Raw genomic sequence first — 16,922 nt, forward strand, 5'->3', positions numbered from 1 at the left:
GGCCGCCTGCTACTTCAAATCCAGAAACGATAAAGATCTGCTGAAGATTTTCCTGAATTGACTCCAGAAGGCTCTTTGCTTGATCGTTTACATAAAGGGTTACTTTTGCAGTCAGAGATTTGCCAATCACCTTTTCATTACGTGCTTCTTCCAATGCTTTAAGAACATCATTGCGAAGCTTCATGAATGCAGTCCACTTTTCTTCCAGCTGCTTTGCGTTCGGAAGCTCTTGATATTCAGGCATATCCGTCAATTGTACACTTACTTCCTTCACATTCGGAATAAAGCTCCAAACTTCATCTGAAGTATGGGAAAGTATAGGTGCAACCAGTTTTGTCAGAGCAATCAGGCTCTTATATAAAACAGTTTGGATAGCACGGCGTTCTGCATTATCTTTCGCTTCAATGTATAGGACATCTTTTGCAAAATCAAGATAGAATGCACTAAGGTCCAATGTACAGAAATTATTTACTGCATGGTAGATGCTGGCAAATTCATAGCGGTCATAAGACTCGCGAACATTCTTGATCAGTTTGTTCAGCTTAACCAGCATAAACTGGTCAACTTCACGCAGGCTTTCAAATGAAACCGAGTCTGTTGCCGGGTTAAAATCATCCAGATTTCCAAGCAAAAACCTGAACGTATTACGGATCTTTCTATACACTTCTGCAACCTGCTTCAGAATAGCATCAGATACACGGACATCAGCCTGATAATCTACTGAAGCTACCCATAAGCGCAGAATGTCAGCACCAAGCTGGTTCATGACTTTTGCCGGTACCACTACGTTTCCAATGGATTTACTCATTTTTCTTCCTTCACCATCAAGTGTGAACCCGTGGCTCAGCACACCTTTATAAGGTGCTTTTCCTGTCACTGCTACTGCAGTTGAAAGTGAAGAGTTAAACCAGCCTCGGTATTGGTCCGACCCTTCAAGGTATAAATCTGCAGGACGCTGCAAGTCGTCGCGCTCTAAAAGAACTGCCTGATGGGAAGAACCGGAATCGAACCAAACGTCCATGATATCCGTTTCTTTTGTAAACAAGCCATTCGGGCTTCCCGGATGTGTGAACCCTTCAGGCAGCAGTTCTTTCGCTTCTCTCTCGAACCAGATGTTCGAACCATCTTCACGGAAAAGGTTGGATACATGTTCAATGGTTTCATCTGTGATAATCTCTTCCCCATTTTCCGCATAAAAAACAGGAATTGGCACGCCCCATACACGCTGGCGGGAAATACACCAATCACCGCGGTCCCGGACCATGTTAAATAGTCTTGTCTCTCCCCACGCAGGATACCAATTAGTTTCCTTAACAGCTTCCAAAAGTTCATTGCGGAAATCTTTAATGGATGCAAACCATTGGGCAGTAGCACGGAAAATAACTGGTTTTTTTGTTCTCCAGTCATGCGGATAAGAGTGAGTAATAAAAGTAAGTTTTAATAAAGCCCCAGCTTCCTCAAGTTTTTCAGTAATCGGCTTATTGGCTGCATCATAGAATAAACCTTCAAAGCCAGGTGCTTCACTAGTCATGTTTCCTTTATCATCAACCGGGCATAATACGTCCAACCCGTACTTCATGCCAACATGGAAATCGTCTTCCCCATGGCCAGGAGCAGTATGAACACATCCCGTACCAGCATCAGTTGTAACATGTTCACCCAGCATGACAAGGGAATCACGGCCATAAAGGGGATGTTCGGCAACTACATTCTCAAGCTCTGTCCCTTTTACTGATTGAACAACTTTATAGTCTTCCCATTCAAACTCTTTAGCCACTGAAGCCAGTAAATCTTCAGCAACCATAAACTTTTTGCCGTTTGCCTCAACTACACTATAGGTAAGGTCCGGATGAACTGAAATTCCGAGGTTTGCCGGAATGGTCCAAGGAGTAGTAGTCCAGATAACAATATGTGTATCTTGATCCAATACATTTTTGCCATCTTTTACTTTAAATGCTACATAGATGGACGGTGAACGCTTATCTTTGTATTCAATTTCTGCTTCTGCTAAAGCTGATTCAGATGACGGAGACCAATAAACAGGCTTTTTCCCTTTATAGATATAGCCTTTTTTCGCCATCTCCCCAAATACTTTAATTTGCTGAGCTTCGTACTCCGGCTTCAGAGTGATGTATGGGTTCTCCCAATCACCGCGGACTCCTAAGCGCTTAAATTGGCTGCGCTGGCTGTCAATCTGCTCATATGCGTATTCTTCACAAAGCTTGCGGAACTCAGCAACACTCATTTCTTTACGCTTTACGCCTTTGTTTGTCAAAGCCTGCTCAATTGGGAGACCATGTGTATCCCAGCCAGGAACATATGGAGCATTAAAGCCAGTCATTGACTTAGAGCGTACGATGAAATCCTTTAGGATTTTGTTCAGCGCATGGCCGATGTGGATGTCGCCATTTGCATATGGAGGACCATCATGCAGTACAAACATCGGACGGCCTTTTGTCCGTTCCTGGACCTTTTCATAAATATTCATTTCTTCCCATTTTGCCTGAATTTCAGGTTCGCGCTTTGGAAGATTGCCGCGCATTGGGAATTCTGTTTTTGGCATTAATAAACTATCTTTGTAATCCATTCCTTTGCCTCCTGTTTGTAACTCATTAAATACCATGATAGCCAATGAGAGCTGAGAAAAACCACAGAAAAATACAAAAAACCTTCTCATCCCAAAAAGGGACGAGAAGGTTATATTCTCCCGCGGTACCACCCTTGTAGATGAAATATGATTAAATTTCATCCGCTCAAAGAATTCTTAACGTGAATGATCCGCCTTGGCCTACTGATGGTTGTATGTTCGGCAAGGAACTCAAGGGTGATTTTCCAGCTTTTGCTTATACCCGGGCTTCCACCATCCCCGGCTCGCTTACAGAGTGAGTATCCATTCTGTTCATAAGCTTTGAAAAGTCTGTACTGTCCCTCTCATTGTTGATAAACATCGTATTTTACTTTGTTTTAAAATTATATGCGATATTTCCAGCTTTCGTCAAGCCAGTGATTCTTCTTCTTCTCTTAATGATTTAAGTTCAGTGGAATCCAGCTTATATTCCATTAAATGATCCCAATCATCGTTGTTCAGCATATCCAGCTGTGCTTCAACAAGCATTTTGAAACGTGTCCGGAATACTTTAGACTGTTTCTTTAAATCTTCAATATCCAGCGCGATTTTTCTCGCTTTGGATAGGGATTCGTTCACAATTCTGTCAGCATTCTTTTCAGCTTCTTTAATGATTAGCTTCGCTTCTTTATGGGCATTGCGCTTTACATCCTCTGCTGCTTCCTGTGCAACCACAATCGATTTATTAAGTGTTTCTTCAATTGTGGTAAAGTGGCCTATGCGTTCGTTCGTATCATTAAGCTTTTCTTCAAGTTCTTTTTTTTCCCTGATCAGGATTTCATAGTCTTTGATGATCTGGTCAAGGAATTCGTTTACTTCATCTTCATCATACCCGCGGAATCCTTTGCTGAATTCCTTGTTATGAATATCCAACGGTGTTAATGGCATGTGTGCCACCTCCCAGGTCTGTTGATCTTATGTAATTGGTTTGAGCCTGCTGGTTCATTTTCATTATAGCAGACTCCGTAGTCTTTTGATTATTTATTCGACAGGTTGTTTCAAATTCCTTCAATTTTATAAAAAATAAATTGCTATCTCTGCCTCCCAGCAATAATCCTCCATTTGTCCTTTTTTGTTTTTCCATCTATTTCTATGATTTTGGAACGGCCCTGTCCCCTGACTGATATGATGTCGCTTTGCTGGCATTCAAATGAGGGGTTTTCTATTTGCGTCCAATTGACTTTGACTAGTCCCTGTTGAATATAGAGCTGGGATTTTTGTCTTGAGATGTTGTAGATGGCAGAGATGATTGTGTCCAATCTCAGGGATGAAGAGGTGATGGAGCTTTCTTTCCACACTTCTGCTGATTGGATCGCCTCTGAAAAAGGCTGTTTTTTCAGCGATACGGAAGCCCTGCCAATCGACTGCAGCTGCAGGCTGATGTAATCTTCAATTTCCTGTGCTGCAAAAAACTGGATTCTGTCATCTTCAAAAAGGATATCACCGAACTTCCCTCTTTTTAGCCCCAAAGACATTAGACTTCCCAGGACTTGCGGGTGTTCTATGGTGACAAACTTTATAGGATATACCAGTTCAAACAGCCGAATTTGAAAATCGCTCTCATCGCTTTCATAGTAATCCGGAAATATCAGGGCTCTCCTTCTCTCTGCATCTGGGGTTCCCCCAAATAAAGAAAATAAGATTCCGGAATCCTGTCCAATAACGCTTTTAAGGATTTGCTGCTCCCTTGGATCAAGAAAATCAGTAAGCTTTGGTGCATATGTATTTTCTACAAGATCTTTCCAGTTAAGAACCTGGTCAATAAATTCTTTTTCTTCCGGTCGGAAGTGCTGATAAATGGTCATTTTTAAGTAAACCTCCATTTTAAGCAAATAAAAAAGGGCCATTTTGATAGCCCTGTTTGTAGACCTTATGATATCCAATAAAAAAGCTGCTGTAATCCTCCAGTGGCAAATCGCAAAACTAAGATAGCCACAATTGGAGAAATATCAATCATTCCAAGCGGAGGAATGATTTTGCGGAAAGGCTCAAGGTAAGGTTCACAAATCCTTGCAAGAAACTGGCCAAAAGCTGATTCCCTGGCATTAGGGAACCAGGACAGCAGAATATAAATAATCAGTGCCCACGAGTAATAATAAATTGCAGATGACAATATTCCAAATACTAATTCCATTAAATGCTACCACCTCGTATTTTCTAATTCTTGTTCTTTCATCAGCTGAGAGATGTTTCCTGATACCTCAACATTGTCAGGTGTACATAGAAAAATATCAGTTCCAATCTTTTGAATATCTCCGCCAATGGCATAAACGGTTCCGCTTAGGAAGTCAACAATCCGCTTTGCCTGATCTTTTTCTATTCTCTGCAGATTGACAACAACAGCTCTTCTGTTTTTCAGCTGATCCGCAATATCCTGTGCCTCTGCATAGACACGCGGTTCAACAAGAACTACTTTAGAAGATTTCTGCACACTTTGGAGGCTGACGATGTTCTGTTTTTGAACTGGCTGCTGCTTTTGCACCTGCTTCACCGGCTCTCTTTCTTCTTCGATGATTTCCTCTTCCTTATAGTCATATTCATCATCCAGGAAGAAAAATGTTTTAAATTTTGATTTTATACTCATTTTATCAAACCTCCTGACTCTTTTGGCCTACTAAAGCAGTACCAATCCTCACCATTGTGGCACCTTCTTCAATTGCCAGGGAAAAATCATTGGACATGCCCATTGAAAGCTCAGTACAAGGAGCAAAATCAAATCCCAGATCTTTTACCTTTGTTTGCATGTCTTTAAGCTTACGGAAACAGGAACGAAGCAAATCCTCGTCTGATGAAAGAGGTGCCATTGTCATAAGGCCGATGATATTGAGATTTTTATAATCTGCCAGGCATGAAATAAAGTCAGCTACCTCTTCAGGATTTATCCCCTGTTTCGACTCTTCTCCTGAGACATTAACCTGAACAAAACAATTTATCTTTCGATCCGCCCGCTTGTCGATTTCCTTCGCGAGGGAAAGCCTGTCCAGTGAATGGATATAATCCACTTTATCAATTATATTTTTCACTTTGCGCGTTTGCAGCGTACCAATAAAATGCCAGGTTGGCTTGTCCTTTAACACATCCCACTTGGCAAGGAGTCCTTCATCTCTGTTTTCACCTAAATGAACAATACCTGTTTCAAGGGCTTCTTGTGCCCTTTCCGCTGATACGTACTTAGTAACAGCAATGAGGGTAATTTCTTCGGGCTTACGGTTGGCCTTCATGCACGCTTCCTGAATAGCTGACTCAATTTGCTTTAAATTTTCTTCTACTCTCATTTAGCTTCCGTCTTCCTCCTTCCAGCCAATAAAGCTCATCATTCTGCCTGTACTTCCTCTATCTCTTCTGTGGGAGAAAAAATAGTTTTCATGACAGCTTGTGCAATAATCAGTAATCATGATATTTTCATGAGGAATTCCTGCATTTATCAGAATTGTCCGGTTTAGTTCCTTCAAATCAAGCTGGAATTGATTGTCACTAATTTGATTATATGGCTTTATATCGACATCTTCTAGTATTTTTTGCACTTTTGAAATAACACGATCATCAACTATATAACAATTTCCGCAAATGGAAGGGCCAATTACAGCCTGAACCTCACTTATGTCCATTCCTTCTTTTGCAAATAGCTCAGCCATCTTCCTCCCAATCCCCCCGACAGTACCTTTCCAGCCTGCATGTGCCATACCTATGGCTCCTGTCTTTTCATGCAAAAAGTAAAGCGGCACACAATCCGCATAACAGAGGGTCAGCATGACATCTTTAGAATAAGTGAAAAACCCGTCAGTACCAGAAAAGGAATCCTCGTAAATTAGTGCACCTTTCCCTTTATCATTTCTGGTAACTTTTTTTATATTTATTTCATGAGTTTGTTCAGCACCAACCCACTTTTCATGAGAAAATTCAAGCAAGTCAGCCACATGCTGCCGATTTCGGCTGACTGCTTCATAGCTGTCGTTCACATGCAATCCTACATTAAGCGTTTTGTATTCTTTACGGCTGCATCCGCCATTTTTAGTTGTAAAACCGGCCGTAATATTAGGAAAACGATCCGCCCACTCTTTTATGACAAAATACTCTTCAGTTTTTAAAGAAAATGGTTCCATCAGATTAACCCCATCATATTTTTCTATAGTTTACCACAAGGCAGGCAGTGATGACACCATTAACAACTCCTATGCTTCCTCCTCAATATATTTTGGCTCACTCGCATCCTGATAGCGGACCAGTATGACATCTTCACCAATTTTTATAATATTTTTCCACGGTATGACAATATCAGCATCTCTCCCAAAAAAACCCAACACTTTCCCTGCTCCTCCGATTATAACGGCTTCAATTTTCCCTGTATTTATATTAATATCTATATCCCCAATATTTCCAAGCTTTTTGCCGTCAGCTACATTTACAACATCCTTCATTTGAAATTCAGATATTTTCACCATCGACACTTCACTCCCAATTTATGTTCTTATTCAATATATGTTTGCCCCTATAGGAAAAATGTTTGTAAAAATAAAAAGCAGCCAAATTGGCTGCTAGCTTTGAATATTTTTATTCATTTGTTTGATTGCCGCTTTTTCAAGCCGTGAGACTTGAGCCTGGGAAATGCCGATTTCCTCGGCCACTTCCATTTGAGTTTTGCCCTGGAAGAAGCGTTTTCTAAGAATCAGTTTTTCCCGTTCATTCAGTCTTCTCATTCCCTCTTTTAGCGCTATCTCTTCAATCCATTGAATATCTTTGTTCCGTTCATCGCTCAGCTGATCCATCACATAGATCGGATCCCCGCCATCATTATAAATCGGTTCAAATAAGGAGACAGGATCCTGAATCGCATCCAATGCAAAAACGATTTCTTCATGAGGCACATCCAGCTCTTTTGCTATTTCTTCCGCTGTAGGCTCTCTTGATGTTTTGCTCATTAAGCGTTCTCTTACTTGCAGAGCTTTATAAGCAATGTCCCTTAATGAACGCGATACGCGGATCGGGTTATTATCACGCAGATACCTGCGTATTTCCCCAATGATCATCGGAACTGCATAGGTGGAAAACTTAACGTTTTGACTTAGATCAAAATTATCAATAGATTTCATTAGACCGATACAGCCGACCTGGAAAAGGTCATCAACAAATTCGCCTCTATTATTAAAACGCTGAATCACACTTAATACGAGACGCAAATTGCCGTTGACGAGTTTTTCCCGTGCGGTAATATCCCCCTTATGCATTTGCTTGAAGAGCTCTCTCATTTCTTCGTTTTTTAAAACTGGAAGCTTTGAAGTATCAACACCGCAAATTTCTACTTTATTTCGAGTCAATCCATTTCCCTCCTCAAAGGAGCTGCTGTACAAAAAACAGTATCTCCTTGGAAAGGAAAAATATGCACCGGCAAATTCAACTGCCGGATGGGGAATCGGTCAAAGCATCATAAACACTAGGTTTTCTCCTTGCAAAATTTTGTAAAAAAATTATTCCTGTTTAAATTCTAAACCATCTTATTAAATTCTTTTTTTAGTCTTTTTATTATTCGTTTTTCCAGACGAGAAATATAGGACTGGGAAATACCCAGCATATCTGCCACGTCCTTCTGAGTTTTTTCTTCACCCGATCCGAGGCCAAATCTAAGTTCCATTATTTGTTTTTCCCGATCTGAAAGCTGATGCAATGCCTTTAACAGCAGCTTTTTATCAACATTTGCTTCGAGATCTTTTGTGATAATGTCATCCTCAGTGCCAAGCACATCGGATAGAAGCAGTTCATTGCCATCCCAATCGATATTTAAAGGTTCATCAAAGGAAACTTCAGAACGGATTTTATTATTCCTTCTTAAATACATTAGTATTTCATTCTCGATACAGCGGGATGCATATGTAGCCAGCTTGATTTTTTTCTCTGGATTAAACGTATTTACAGCTTTAATAAGCCCAATGGTTCCAATGCTGATTAAGTCCTCTATATTGATGCCAGTATTTTCAAACTTTCTGGCGATATATACAACAAGACGCAGATTTCTTTCAATTAATATGGATCTTGCAGCTTTATCTCCTTTTGGAAGCTTAATCAGAAGCATTTCTTCTTCTTCCTTACTGAGTGGAGGAGGTAGTGCTTCGCTGCCGCCTATATAATATACTTCATCTGTTTTAATCCCCAGCTTAATCAATAATTTATACCAATAGTAGGATAAGCGAAGTTTTAACTTTTTCATGATTTGTCCTCCTTCTAAATTATGTTTTTGCAGAGTATAGTATATTAACTTACCTTTGCATCCGGCTTCATTGTACTTGTACCTGTAAGCATCTTAGGGTGAACGATGCACTGAAACGCATCGTCGGCAGAAAGCTGCTGCATGGAAAAGGAAACTAATCCACGCTCCGCTTCTATTATTTCATTCTCTTTTTCAAGGAAAATGCAGTCAGGCTTAAATCCTATAATCAATTGGTGTTCTTGTCCAACAACCTTACATGGAATGACCCTCATTTTATGCTCCCAATCTCCGCCAATTGAATCATTGCCCATGATGATATCTTCTGGCTGCCCTGCCATTTTAATAATTTCAGGCGGGAACTCGTCAAGCCTGTCTTTAATGGATATAAACATCACCGGCATTTTCGATATGGGATCATATAACTGGTTGCCGCTGTCAATCAGGCCTTTGAAACGGTATTCTGTTTCATTGATGACAACACGCACCTTAATTAGTGAGTCATACTGAATTTTTGTCATCTCAATTCCTTCAACGTTTCTTTTTGAGAAATGCCAGGCAAGAGGAAACCCAAGAAGAACAAACAGCCAGCTGATTGGATCACCAAAGCCTTTAACACTGGCCAGCATGACGGATGAAGAAAGCTGAAAATCAAAATTAACAAAATAATGAATGCCTATTAAGGAGCCTCCAACTAAAAAAGTAGCAAAATAAAAAGTCATGAGCCCTTTTAGAAAGTAGCGCAAACGCTTAAAGCCAAAAACAGCCAATACCATTGCAACCGAGAATAATAATTTAGTGACCGGATGGCCTGAATATTCATTAAATGGTGTAAATACTAATAAAATGATGATTGATCCTATTAAGCCGCCTGCAAAAATCCTCCAAAGCCTGATTTCTCTTTTTAGTATTATGGCTGTTAAATAAAGGAGAAGGCTGTCAAACATAAAATTTAACGCCCAGATAATATCCAAATAGACCGTCAATTATCTTCCCCCTTTAGTAGAAAAGTGCAACCGCCTTGCCCACCGCCGACAAGTGACCTTGAGGGGGCAGGCGCTGGAGCTAGACAGTTATCAAAGATAAAGTTATTCTTTTGGTTTCCTCTTCAAATTCAGCATTTGATAGATTGACTTTAAGGTTAAATTCTCTCGTATAATAAAAGTGTTATGATTCTGTTAGAAAAAAGTATAGCGCATTTCAGTAAAGGAAGTGTGTCGCTTTCTGTATGCAAAAAGATAGAAATTTTCCCTATTCCCAACGGATTTTGTCATTAAATTTTTTTTTTTTGCTCCTTCATTTTTTCGCTGGGTGTGATTTATATCACATTTTTTGTTTTCTATATCAACTATAATGACAGTGAAAATAATAAGAAGGAGTTTTGCTGTTATGCTGGACACAAAAACAATTGAAATTATTAAAAGTACTGTACCTGTACTTGAAAAACATGGCGAAGATATAACGAAAACCTTTTATAAGTTAATGTTTACAAATCACCCTGAACTGCTGAACATCTTTAATCATGCTAATCAAAAACAGGGCCGTCAGCAAAAAGCTCTGGCAAACTCAATATATGCTGCTGCAAAATATATCGATAACCTGGAAGCTATTCTCCCGGTTGTCACACAAATTGCTCATAAGCACCGATCTTTAGGCATTAAGCCTGAACATTATCCGATTGTTGGAGAACATTTAATTCTTGCAATCAAGGAAGTGCTAAAAGAAGCTGCTACCGAAGAAATTATTGATGCCTGGATGAAAGCATATGGTGTGATTGCGGATGCATTCATCGGATTAGAAAGGAGCCTTTATGTTGATGCCGCAGAGAAGCCAGGAGGCTGGGATGACTTCAGAACATTTACTGTTGCAAAAAAGGAGAAAGAAAGTGATGTAATTACTTCCTTCTATTTTACACCTGAAGATGGAGGAAATATTTCCAGCTACCTTCCGGGCCAGTACATTAGTGTGAAATTAACAATTCCAGGAGAAGAATATACACATATCCGCCAATATAGCCTATCCGACTCTCCGGAAAAATCTTATTACCGAATTTCTGTAAAGAAAGAAGAAGGTAATTCTGAAAAGCCGGACGGAAAGGTTTCCAGCTATCTTCACAATGAACTGAAAGAAGGCGACCGTATAGAGATCAGTGCTCCTGCTGGAGAATTCGTTCTGGATAAAATGGATAGTCCTGTTGTTCTGCTTAGCGGCGGGGTAGGCATTACACCAATGCACAGCATGCTGTGTCATCTTGATGCAACAGGAGTAAAGCATGAAACAATTTTTGTTCATTCTGCACTCAACGGGAAAGTACATGCATTTTCAGAGGAAGTACAGGAAATTGAAAAAAAGAATCCATTGGTAAAGACATATTTCTGTTATGAAAGTCCAACAGAAGAGGATAAAGTCGAAAAAATCTACAGCAAGGATGGTTATATTACTTCAGAATGGATAAACATGATAGTGCCTAATAAAGATAGTATGGTTTATATGTGCGGGCCAGTTCCTTTTATGCAGGCAATGTACGAGGCATTGCTTGAGGCAGGCTTCCAGAAGGAAAATATCCGCTACGAATTCTTTGGGCCTTCTATGCAATTAAAGGAAACTCAGACTGTATAAATATAAATAAGCATGGCCCAAACTTTGAGCCATGCTTATTTATGTAAAAACCTGATGAAAATTGTAAAAAACCCTTGGAATCGAGTTGATTCCAAGGGTTTTTTACATCAAATATTATCTTCTGCGGTTGCGGTTGCGGAGGAACGTCGGGATATCCAAAGTTTCTTCAGGCTGTTGAGATTGGCTGCTTCTCACAGGTTCTTGCGGAGCTTCCTCTCTCTTTTGCTCACGCTTCATAGGAGCTCCCATGCCTGGAGAAGATTTAGGCTGTCCGAAAGTTGGCCTTAATGGCTTAGGCTGGATCACTTCTTCATTAAATCCAGTCGCAATGACCGTTACAACAATCTCATCTTTAAGGTTTTCATTAATAACGGAACCGAAGATCATATTCACATCCTGATCTGAAGCAGAAGCAACAATGTCAGCTGCTTCCTGTACTTCATACAGGCTTAGATTTGAGCCGCCAGTGATATTCATTAAGACGCCTTGTGCACCATCAATTGATGTTTCAAGCAAAGGTGATGAAATCGCCTTTTTCGCAGCTTCTGCTGCACGGTTTTCTCCTGCAGCGACACCAATACCCATAAGTGCAGAACCTTTATTGGACATGATTGTCTTTACATCTGCAAAGTCGAGGTTAATTAATCCCGGAACAGCAATCAAGTCGGAAATACCCTGAACACCCTGGCGCAGAACGTTATCCGCTTCACGGAATGCTTCAAGCATCGGAGTGCTTTTATCCACGATTTCCAATAGCCTGTCATTAGGAATGACGATCAGTGTATCAACCGCTTCCTTCATAGCAGCAATACCGCCGGCTGCCTGAGTGGATCGCTTACGGCCTTCAAAAGTGAATGGGCGCGTAACAACACCAACAGTCAGAGCTCCTAAATCTCGTGCAATCTGGGCGATTACTGGAGCCGCCCCTGTTCCAGTTCCTCCTCCCATTCCAGCTGTGACGAAGACCATATCCGCACCCTTCAATGCTTCTTCTACCTGCTCTTTACTTTCTTCTGCAGCTTTTTTACCTACCTCTGGGTTGGCACCAGCTCCTAGTCCCCTTGTAAGTTTGCCTCCGATTTGCATTTTCACTTCTGCTTTTGATAAATTCAGCGCCTGAGCATCCGTGTTAACAGCAATAAACTCAACGCCTTGAACACCATGCTCAATCATTCTGTTTACTGCATTGTTACCGCCGCCTCCAACGCCGATGACTTTTATAGTTGCTAATGAATCCAAATTTGTATCAAATTCCAACATGACTAATCCTCCTAATTCGTCGATATTCCTAAGAACACCTTTTTTGATTCGCTTTTTTATTCGCACTCCCAAAATGGTTTTTCAGTGCTTTTTTCTATCCGCCGAATGGCTTTTGATTCCGTTTCCCTAACCCTTGCGAATCAAATCAAGTTATTCGAAAAAGTATCCGAGGAACTTTTTAACTCTTGATGTGATTTTTTCTTCCGGCTGTTTTTCCGGCTTTGTTTTCGGTTGCGGTTGCGGTTTTTGCACTCGTTTTTCTTTTGCTTCAGGGACAGTCACTGGCTGTTCCATTTTTCTGCCCTGTATTTTAGCATTTTTATACGCGAACTTAATCAATCCAACAGCAGTCGTATACTGCGGCTCCCTCACGCCAATATAATCAGGAATTGCGATGCGGACTCTATTTTGGAAAACATCCTGTGCCAGTTCAAGGATTCCCTGTGTATTCGCTACGCCTCCAGATAATACATAGCCCCCTGGAAGATCTTTTGCTCCAAGACGTTTCACTTCGTGCTGGATAAGATCAAAAATCTCTTCCATGCGTGCTTCTATAATATCTGATATTTCCAGCTGATTAAATTGCTGGTGCTGATCGCTTCCGATGATGGGAACACTGAATACCTCATCTTCAGATGCATGGTCATAAAACGCATAGCCATACTTTGTTTTGATTTTTTCTGCATCTTCTGTAGATGTGCGGAGTCCGATGGATAAGTCTTTTGTGATATGGTCTCCCCCTACAGGTAGAACACTGGCTGCCTTTAAAGACCCATTTTCAAATATGGCAATGGTTGTGGAGCCGCCGCCGATATCAACAAGTGCAACTCCTAGACTTTTCTCATCCTTTGATAAAGCGAATGCACCTGCTGCCAGTGGCTGAAGTGTAATATCCATGATTTCAAGGCCAGCGCGTTCAACACAGCGCAGGGTGTTATGTAAAATCGTTTTCGATCCTGTAATAATGGTGCCTTCCATTTCCAGCCGCACACCAATCATTCCGCGGGGATCACTGATCTCGTCCAATCCGTCAACGATAAACTGTTTTGGAATGACATCAATGATGTCTCTTTCCGGCGGGATTGATACAACTTGTGCCGCGTCTATAACTCTAGCAACATCTTCGTCTGTAATTTCCCTATTTTCACTCGAGACTGCAACAACACCATGGGATGGCTGAAGCATAACATGATTGCCGGTAATTCCTACAATCACATTTTTTATCTCCATTCCTATCATTCTCTCAGCCTGTTCGATTGCCTTTTTAATAGAATGAACGGTTTCGTCTATATCAACAATGGACCCCTTGCGTAACCCTTCTGAATGTACATTGCCAACACCAATAATATTTAAAGAGTCATTGACCATTTCCCCAATGATTACTTTTACACTGGATGTACCGATGTCAAGACTAACATATATTTCATTGCTGTTCATTCTCTGGCACCTCCTTTTTTTTGCAATTACGATTATTGAACAACAATCATTTTTTTGCTGTTGCGTGATTTAATAAGTTAGTTTATCTATAAAATTATTCGTCAAAACTAATATTTTCCCTTTTTTAAATATCATTTTTTTCTGTTTTTTCTCTGTTTTGGGACCATTTTGCGATTAAAATTCTTCTGATGACGGCAATATTTTGGAATAGTCTGACCCCAAAAGCAAATACTGCTGCTAAGTACAAGTCTACACCAAGATGGACACCCAGAAAAGCTAAACTTGCTGCCAGCAGGATGTTAAAAAAGAAACCGGAAACGAAAACTTTTTCATCATAAATATTTTGAAGCTGTGCCCTGATCCCGCCGAATAGAGTATCCAATGCCGCAAGAACAGCAATGGAAAGATAATTCGAGTATTCATCCGGCACTTTTATTTCTGTCATAAGTCCTAGTATCACACCTATGATCAATCCTAATACGGGAAGCCACATTATGATTTGCCTCCTTCTTCAGGTTTCACAGGCTCCATATATCTGATTCTCAATGCCTCGTCATATGAAGGAATCGTGATAGGCTCTGCAGATTTTTCCACCTTTACCCGCAAATTATCAATGAAAAATTCTTCAGCAGAATTTGATACTTGCATGCGATTAAAAAGCTTCTCCGCAGATTGGACATTCTCAGTTATTACTTTCACTTCAATAGGCAGGCGATTTAAGGCATAACCGTCTATCATGGTTTCTCTGTTAATATCCCTTATGACAGTAGTGTTGATGATCCTTCTTCCTCCAATGGAAATGTGCTGGGCATCATACATATTTAACTCGTTGACAAGGCGCTTGAGCAAATCCGGGGAAACAGAATCAGCCTGCTTGCCCAGAAGAAGCTCCTCATGTACCGGTTCAATGCTTATGATTATGCCTGGTCCCGTCACTTCACTTAATCCGGCTTCCATTTTTAGTTCCTCCAGCGTATCGCGAAGCACCTGCTCTTTGCTTTGTTTGCGCTTTGTTTCATATTGGGCAATTTTTTCTTCATTTGAACTGATTTCACGCAAAAGTTTTAATTGCAGTTCCTTTTCCTTAAGGATATCAGCTCTAAGCTGCCAGGTATCCCTTGTATCACGTACAGCCGGTTCCTTAACTGTTTGAAACTGTATGGCAATCATAAAGCCAATTACAACTGTTATAAAGGTAAAGCTGAATTTCTTATTGCTGTCCACTTTCATTCCACCTTGCTTTCCCGAATAAATTATTCTGTGGACAAATTTTACTATATACAAATGCTGGTTTGGCTTTACGAACCCAGTAATGGTTCCATGATGATTTCGCCCTTTTTCTCTAATGTGAATTGGATATTTTCATCTACCAATGTGTCTTTTACTCCGCCTGTCAGGTTCAGAGCAGAAGAAAGCACCTCGGCATCACCAATGGCAGTAATGACAAAAGGGGCAGGATGCTGGTAGCCGTCAACTTCTATTACAGGTCCATTGCAAACAATATAGGAACTGTGCGATAGTCGTTGGCCATTTATGGCAACTGCGGAAGCACCCGAAATATAGAGTTCATTAATCACCTTAAAGACATGGTGTTCATGGACGATATAGTTGTTAATATTATCTTCATCCGGATCGTAGTCACCATCTGCCAGAGTGACTTCCACTCCTGAGCCCTTTACTTTTACTTTGCCAAGATGCATCCTATATTTCTCAGCATCCTCAGCAAGATTAAAATAAACTTGCGCTTCCTGTGAAAGCTCTTTTTCAATATCAAGAACGTTTTCCTGTTTTGTATTTAATTCTTTTTGAAGAGCTCTGTTTTTTTCCTCCAGTTCAACAAGCTGATTACGAAGTTCCAAATCTCTTTCCCACTGTTTTCCGCTTAGTGCCGGCTTTTCTTCTTCTCCCTGTGTAAGGTGATAGGAAAATGCCATCATGTAACCCAGTACTAGAAACACCAGGGAGAATATTACATGATTACCCTTCACCTTCATTTTCTTTTTCAACTTCTTCAGCTCCCTCTGTTTCATAAGCTTTAAAATAAGAGCCTACTTCCAGGTCGATGATTCCTTTTTTCTCGGGATCCAGCTGGCTTATGATAGAAGGATAGTGTGCCATTTTTTCTGAAAAACTTCTTAAAGTAGCACTGACTTCAAAACCATCATTCATATACAAAGTAATATGGTTGGAATCAGTTTTTTTAGGAGAATGATGGATTTCGGAAATCGAATTTAACACCTCTTCAGGCAGTGATTCAAGCTCTCCAATCATCATATCAAGGATGTCACCCTCAGAAAAGTCATTGAGGATAGGAGCGTTGACAGGGATCTCCGCAACTTTTTCATCCTTTAATATGCTCCCATTCTCCATAACAGGAAGATAGTGCTTCTCTTTCGCTATGTAGGCAATGCGCTTCAGTTCATCTACCTGTATGTTAATTGTGCTTGGCAGCTGAACTTTAACACTTGAAGATTTTATTTCAGGCAGCTCTTTAAGCTTACCCTCAATGCCCTCTTCGTCAACCTTCCAAATATTTGTTTTTTCAGTAACACCGCTGATTTGAATAATTTCTTCATTATCATAAATTGAATTGCCGGAAACCTTGATTTGTTTAATATGGCTTAAGGGCGATTGAAAATAAATAACTAAAACAATCAGCGAGAAAAAAAGCAGCAGCAAAAAGATCAGTCTTCTGTTCGCTTTCTTCTTTCTTTGCTGTTTAAGCTTCGGTATTCGATCCTCCAGCGAGACAACCTTACTTTTCTCCACTTTTATCACCCC

The 16,922-nt window shown here is 40.4% G+C and carries 18 protein-coding genes and 1 other annotated feature; of the genes, 1 reads left to right on the top strand and 17 read right to left on the bottom strand.

The genetic code is table 11. From position 1 onward, the window contains the following. The 11 genes from ileS to spoIIGA form a co-directional block, all read right to left on the bottom strand. On the bottom strand, window positions 1-2,587 hold a 2,587-nt coding region (ileS, locus tag ACEQ1T_RS23845; RefSeq protein WP_370225063.1), incomplete at its 3' end, for an isoleucine--tRNA ligase. A gap of 94 nt (window positions 2,588-2,681) precedes the next feature. Next, window positions 2,682-2,944: a binding site (T-box leader), on the bottom strand. A 51-nt stretch (window positions 2,945-2,995) separates the two neighbouring features. Further along, complete coding sequence (locus ACEQ1T_RS23850) at window positions 2,996-3,514, bottom strand: DivIVA domain-containing protein (RefSeq protein WP_206836186.1); 519 nt, start codon at window positions 3,512-3,514, stop codon at window positions 2,996-2,998. A 143-nt stretch (window positions 3,515-3,657) separates the two neighbouring features. Further along, window positions 3,658-4,431, bottom strand: coding sequence for an RNA-binding protein (locus tag ACEQ1T_RS23855; protein ID WP_206836184.1), 774 nt, complete (start codon window positions 4,429-4,431; stop codon window positions 3,658-3,660). A 65-nt stretch (window positions 4,432-4,496) separates the two neighbouring features. Further along, complete coding sequence (locus ACEQ1T_RS23860) at window positions 4,497-4,760, bottom strand: YggT family protein (RefSeq protein WP_009330847.1); 264 nt, start codon at window positions 4,758-4,760, stop codon at window positions 4,497-4,499. A 6-nt stretch (window positions 4,761-4,766) separates the two neighbouring features. Next, entirely contained in the window at window positions 4,767-5,210 is a 444-nt protein-coding gene (locus ACEQ1T_RS23865; RefSeq protein WP_009330849.1) for a cell division protein SepF, read from the bottom strand. Window positions 5,211-5,214: 4 nt separating this feature from the next. Beyond that, the gene (locus tag ACEQ1T_RS23870) at window positions 5,215-5,901 is read right to left on the bottom strand and encodes a YggS family pyridoxal phosphate-dependent enzyme (protein WP_370225066.1); all 687 of its coding nucleotides are present in this window, start codon (window positions 5,899-5,901) and stop codon (window positions 5,215-5,217) included. After that, the gene (gene pgeF, locus ACEQ1T_RS23875; protein ID WP_370225068.1) at window positions 5,902-6,729 is read right to left on the bottom strand and encodes a peptidoglycan editing factor PgeF; all 828 of its coding nucleotides are present in this window, start codon (window positions 6,727-6,729) and stop codon (window positions 5,902-5,904) included. A gap of 69 nt (window positions 6,730-6,798) precedes the next feature. Further along, window positions 6,799-7,068: a YlmC/YmxH family sporulation protein gene (locus ACEQ1T_RS23880; RefSeq protein ID WP_206836176.1), complete on the bottom strand. Its 270-nt coding sequence runs from the start codon at window positions 7,066-7,068 to the stop codon at window positions 6,799-6,801. Between the two features lie 93 nt (window positions 7,069-7,161). Next, window positions 7,162-7,941, bottom strand: a complete 780-nt coding sequence (gene sigG, locus ACEQ1T_RS23885) for an RNA polymerase sporulation sigma factor SigG (protein WP_026041699.1) — start codon at window positions 7,939-7,941, stop codon at window positions 7,162-7,164. Between the two features lie 167 nt (window positions 7,942-8,108). Next, window positions 8,109-8,828, bottom strand: a complete 720-nt coding sequence (gene sigE, locus ACEQ1T_RS23890) for an RNA polymerase sporulation sigma factor SigE (RefSeq protein WP_009330857.1) — start codon at window positions 8,826-8,828, stop codon at window positions 8,109-8,111. A gap of 44 nt (window positions 8,829-8,872) precedes the next feature. Beyond that, window positions 8,873-9,811, bottom strand: coding sequence for a sigma-E processing peptidase SpoIIGA (gene spoIIGA, locus ACEQ1T_RS23895; protein ID WP_370225070.1), 939 nt, complete (start codon window positions 9,809-9,811; stop codon window positions 8,873-8,875). Window positions 9,812-10,214: 403 nt separating this feature from the next. Between spoIIGA and hmpA the strand changes: the two genes are divergently transcribed. Continuing rightward, window positions 10,215-11,444, top strand: coding sequence for an NO-inducible flavohemoprotein (gene hmpA / locus ACEQ1T_RS23900; RefSeq protein WP_370225071.1), 1,230 nt, complete (start codon window positions 10,215-10,217; stop codon window positions 11,442-11,444). A 114-nt stretch (window positions 11,445-11,558) separates the two neighbouring features. Here hmpA and ftsZ read toward each other — a convergent pair whose 3' ends face one another. The 6 genes from ftsZ to ACEQ1T_RS23930 form a co-directional block, all read right to left on the bottom strand. Beyond that, the gene (gene ftsZ / locus ACEQ1T_RS23905; protein WP_206836167.1) at window positions 11,559-12,704 is read right to left on the bottom strand and encodes a cell division protein FtsZ; all 1,146 of its coding nucleotides are present in this window, start codon (window positions 12,702-12,704) and stop codon (window positions 11,559-11,561) included. A gap of 150 nt (window positions 12,705-12,854) precedes the next feature. After that, window positions 12,855-14,141, bottom strand: a complete 1,287-nt coding sequence (ftsA, locus tag ACEQ1T_RS23910) for a cell division protein FtsA (protein WP_206836165.1) — start codon at window positions 14,139-14,141, stop codon at window positions 12,855-12,857. Between the two features lie 124 nt (window positions 14,142-14,265). Further along, window positions 14,266-14,634: a small basic family protein gene (locus ACEQ1T_RS23915; RefSeq protein ID WP_206836162.1), complete on the bottom strand. Its 369-nt coding sequence runs from the start codon at window positions 14,632-14,634 to the stop codon at window positions 14,266-14,268. Further along, the gene (locus tag ACEQ1T_RS23920; protein WP_370225072.1) at window positions 14,634-15,365 is read right to left on the bottom strand and encodes a DUF881 domain-containing protein; all 732 of its coding nucleotides are present in this window, start codon (window positions 15,363-15,365) and stop codon (window positions 14,634-14,636) included. Before ACEQ1T_RS23920 ends, ACEQ1T_RS23915 begins: the two co-directional genes overlap by 1 nt. Before the next feature lie 74 nt (window positions 15,366-15,439). Further along, a complete protein-coding gene (locus ACEQ1T_RS23925; protein WP_243508336.1) occupies window positions 15,440-16,171 on the bottom strand; it encodes a DUF881 domain-containing protein in 732 nt (243 codons plus the stop codon). Beyond that, the gene (locus tag ACEQ1T_RS23930; protein ID WP_206836152.1) at window positions 16,119-16,910 is read right to left on the bottom strand and encodes an FtsQ-type POTRA domain-containing protein; all 792 of its coding nucleotides are present in this window, start codon (window positions 16,908-16,910) and stop codon (window positions 16,119-16,121) included. The genes ACEQ1T_RS23925 and ACEQ1T_RS23930 overlap by 53 nt, the downstream gene beginning before the upstream one ends. Window positions 16,911-16,922: the final 12 nt, after the last annotated feature.

Origin of the sequence: Cytobacillus sp. (genome assembly GCF_964223445.1) — a bacterium.
Taxonomy (GTDB): domain Bacteria; phylum Bacillota; class Bacilli; order Bacillales; family Cytobacillaceae; genus Cytobacillus.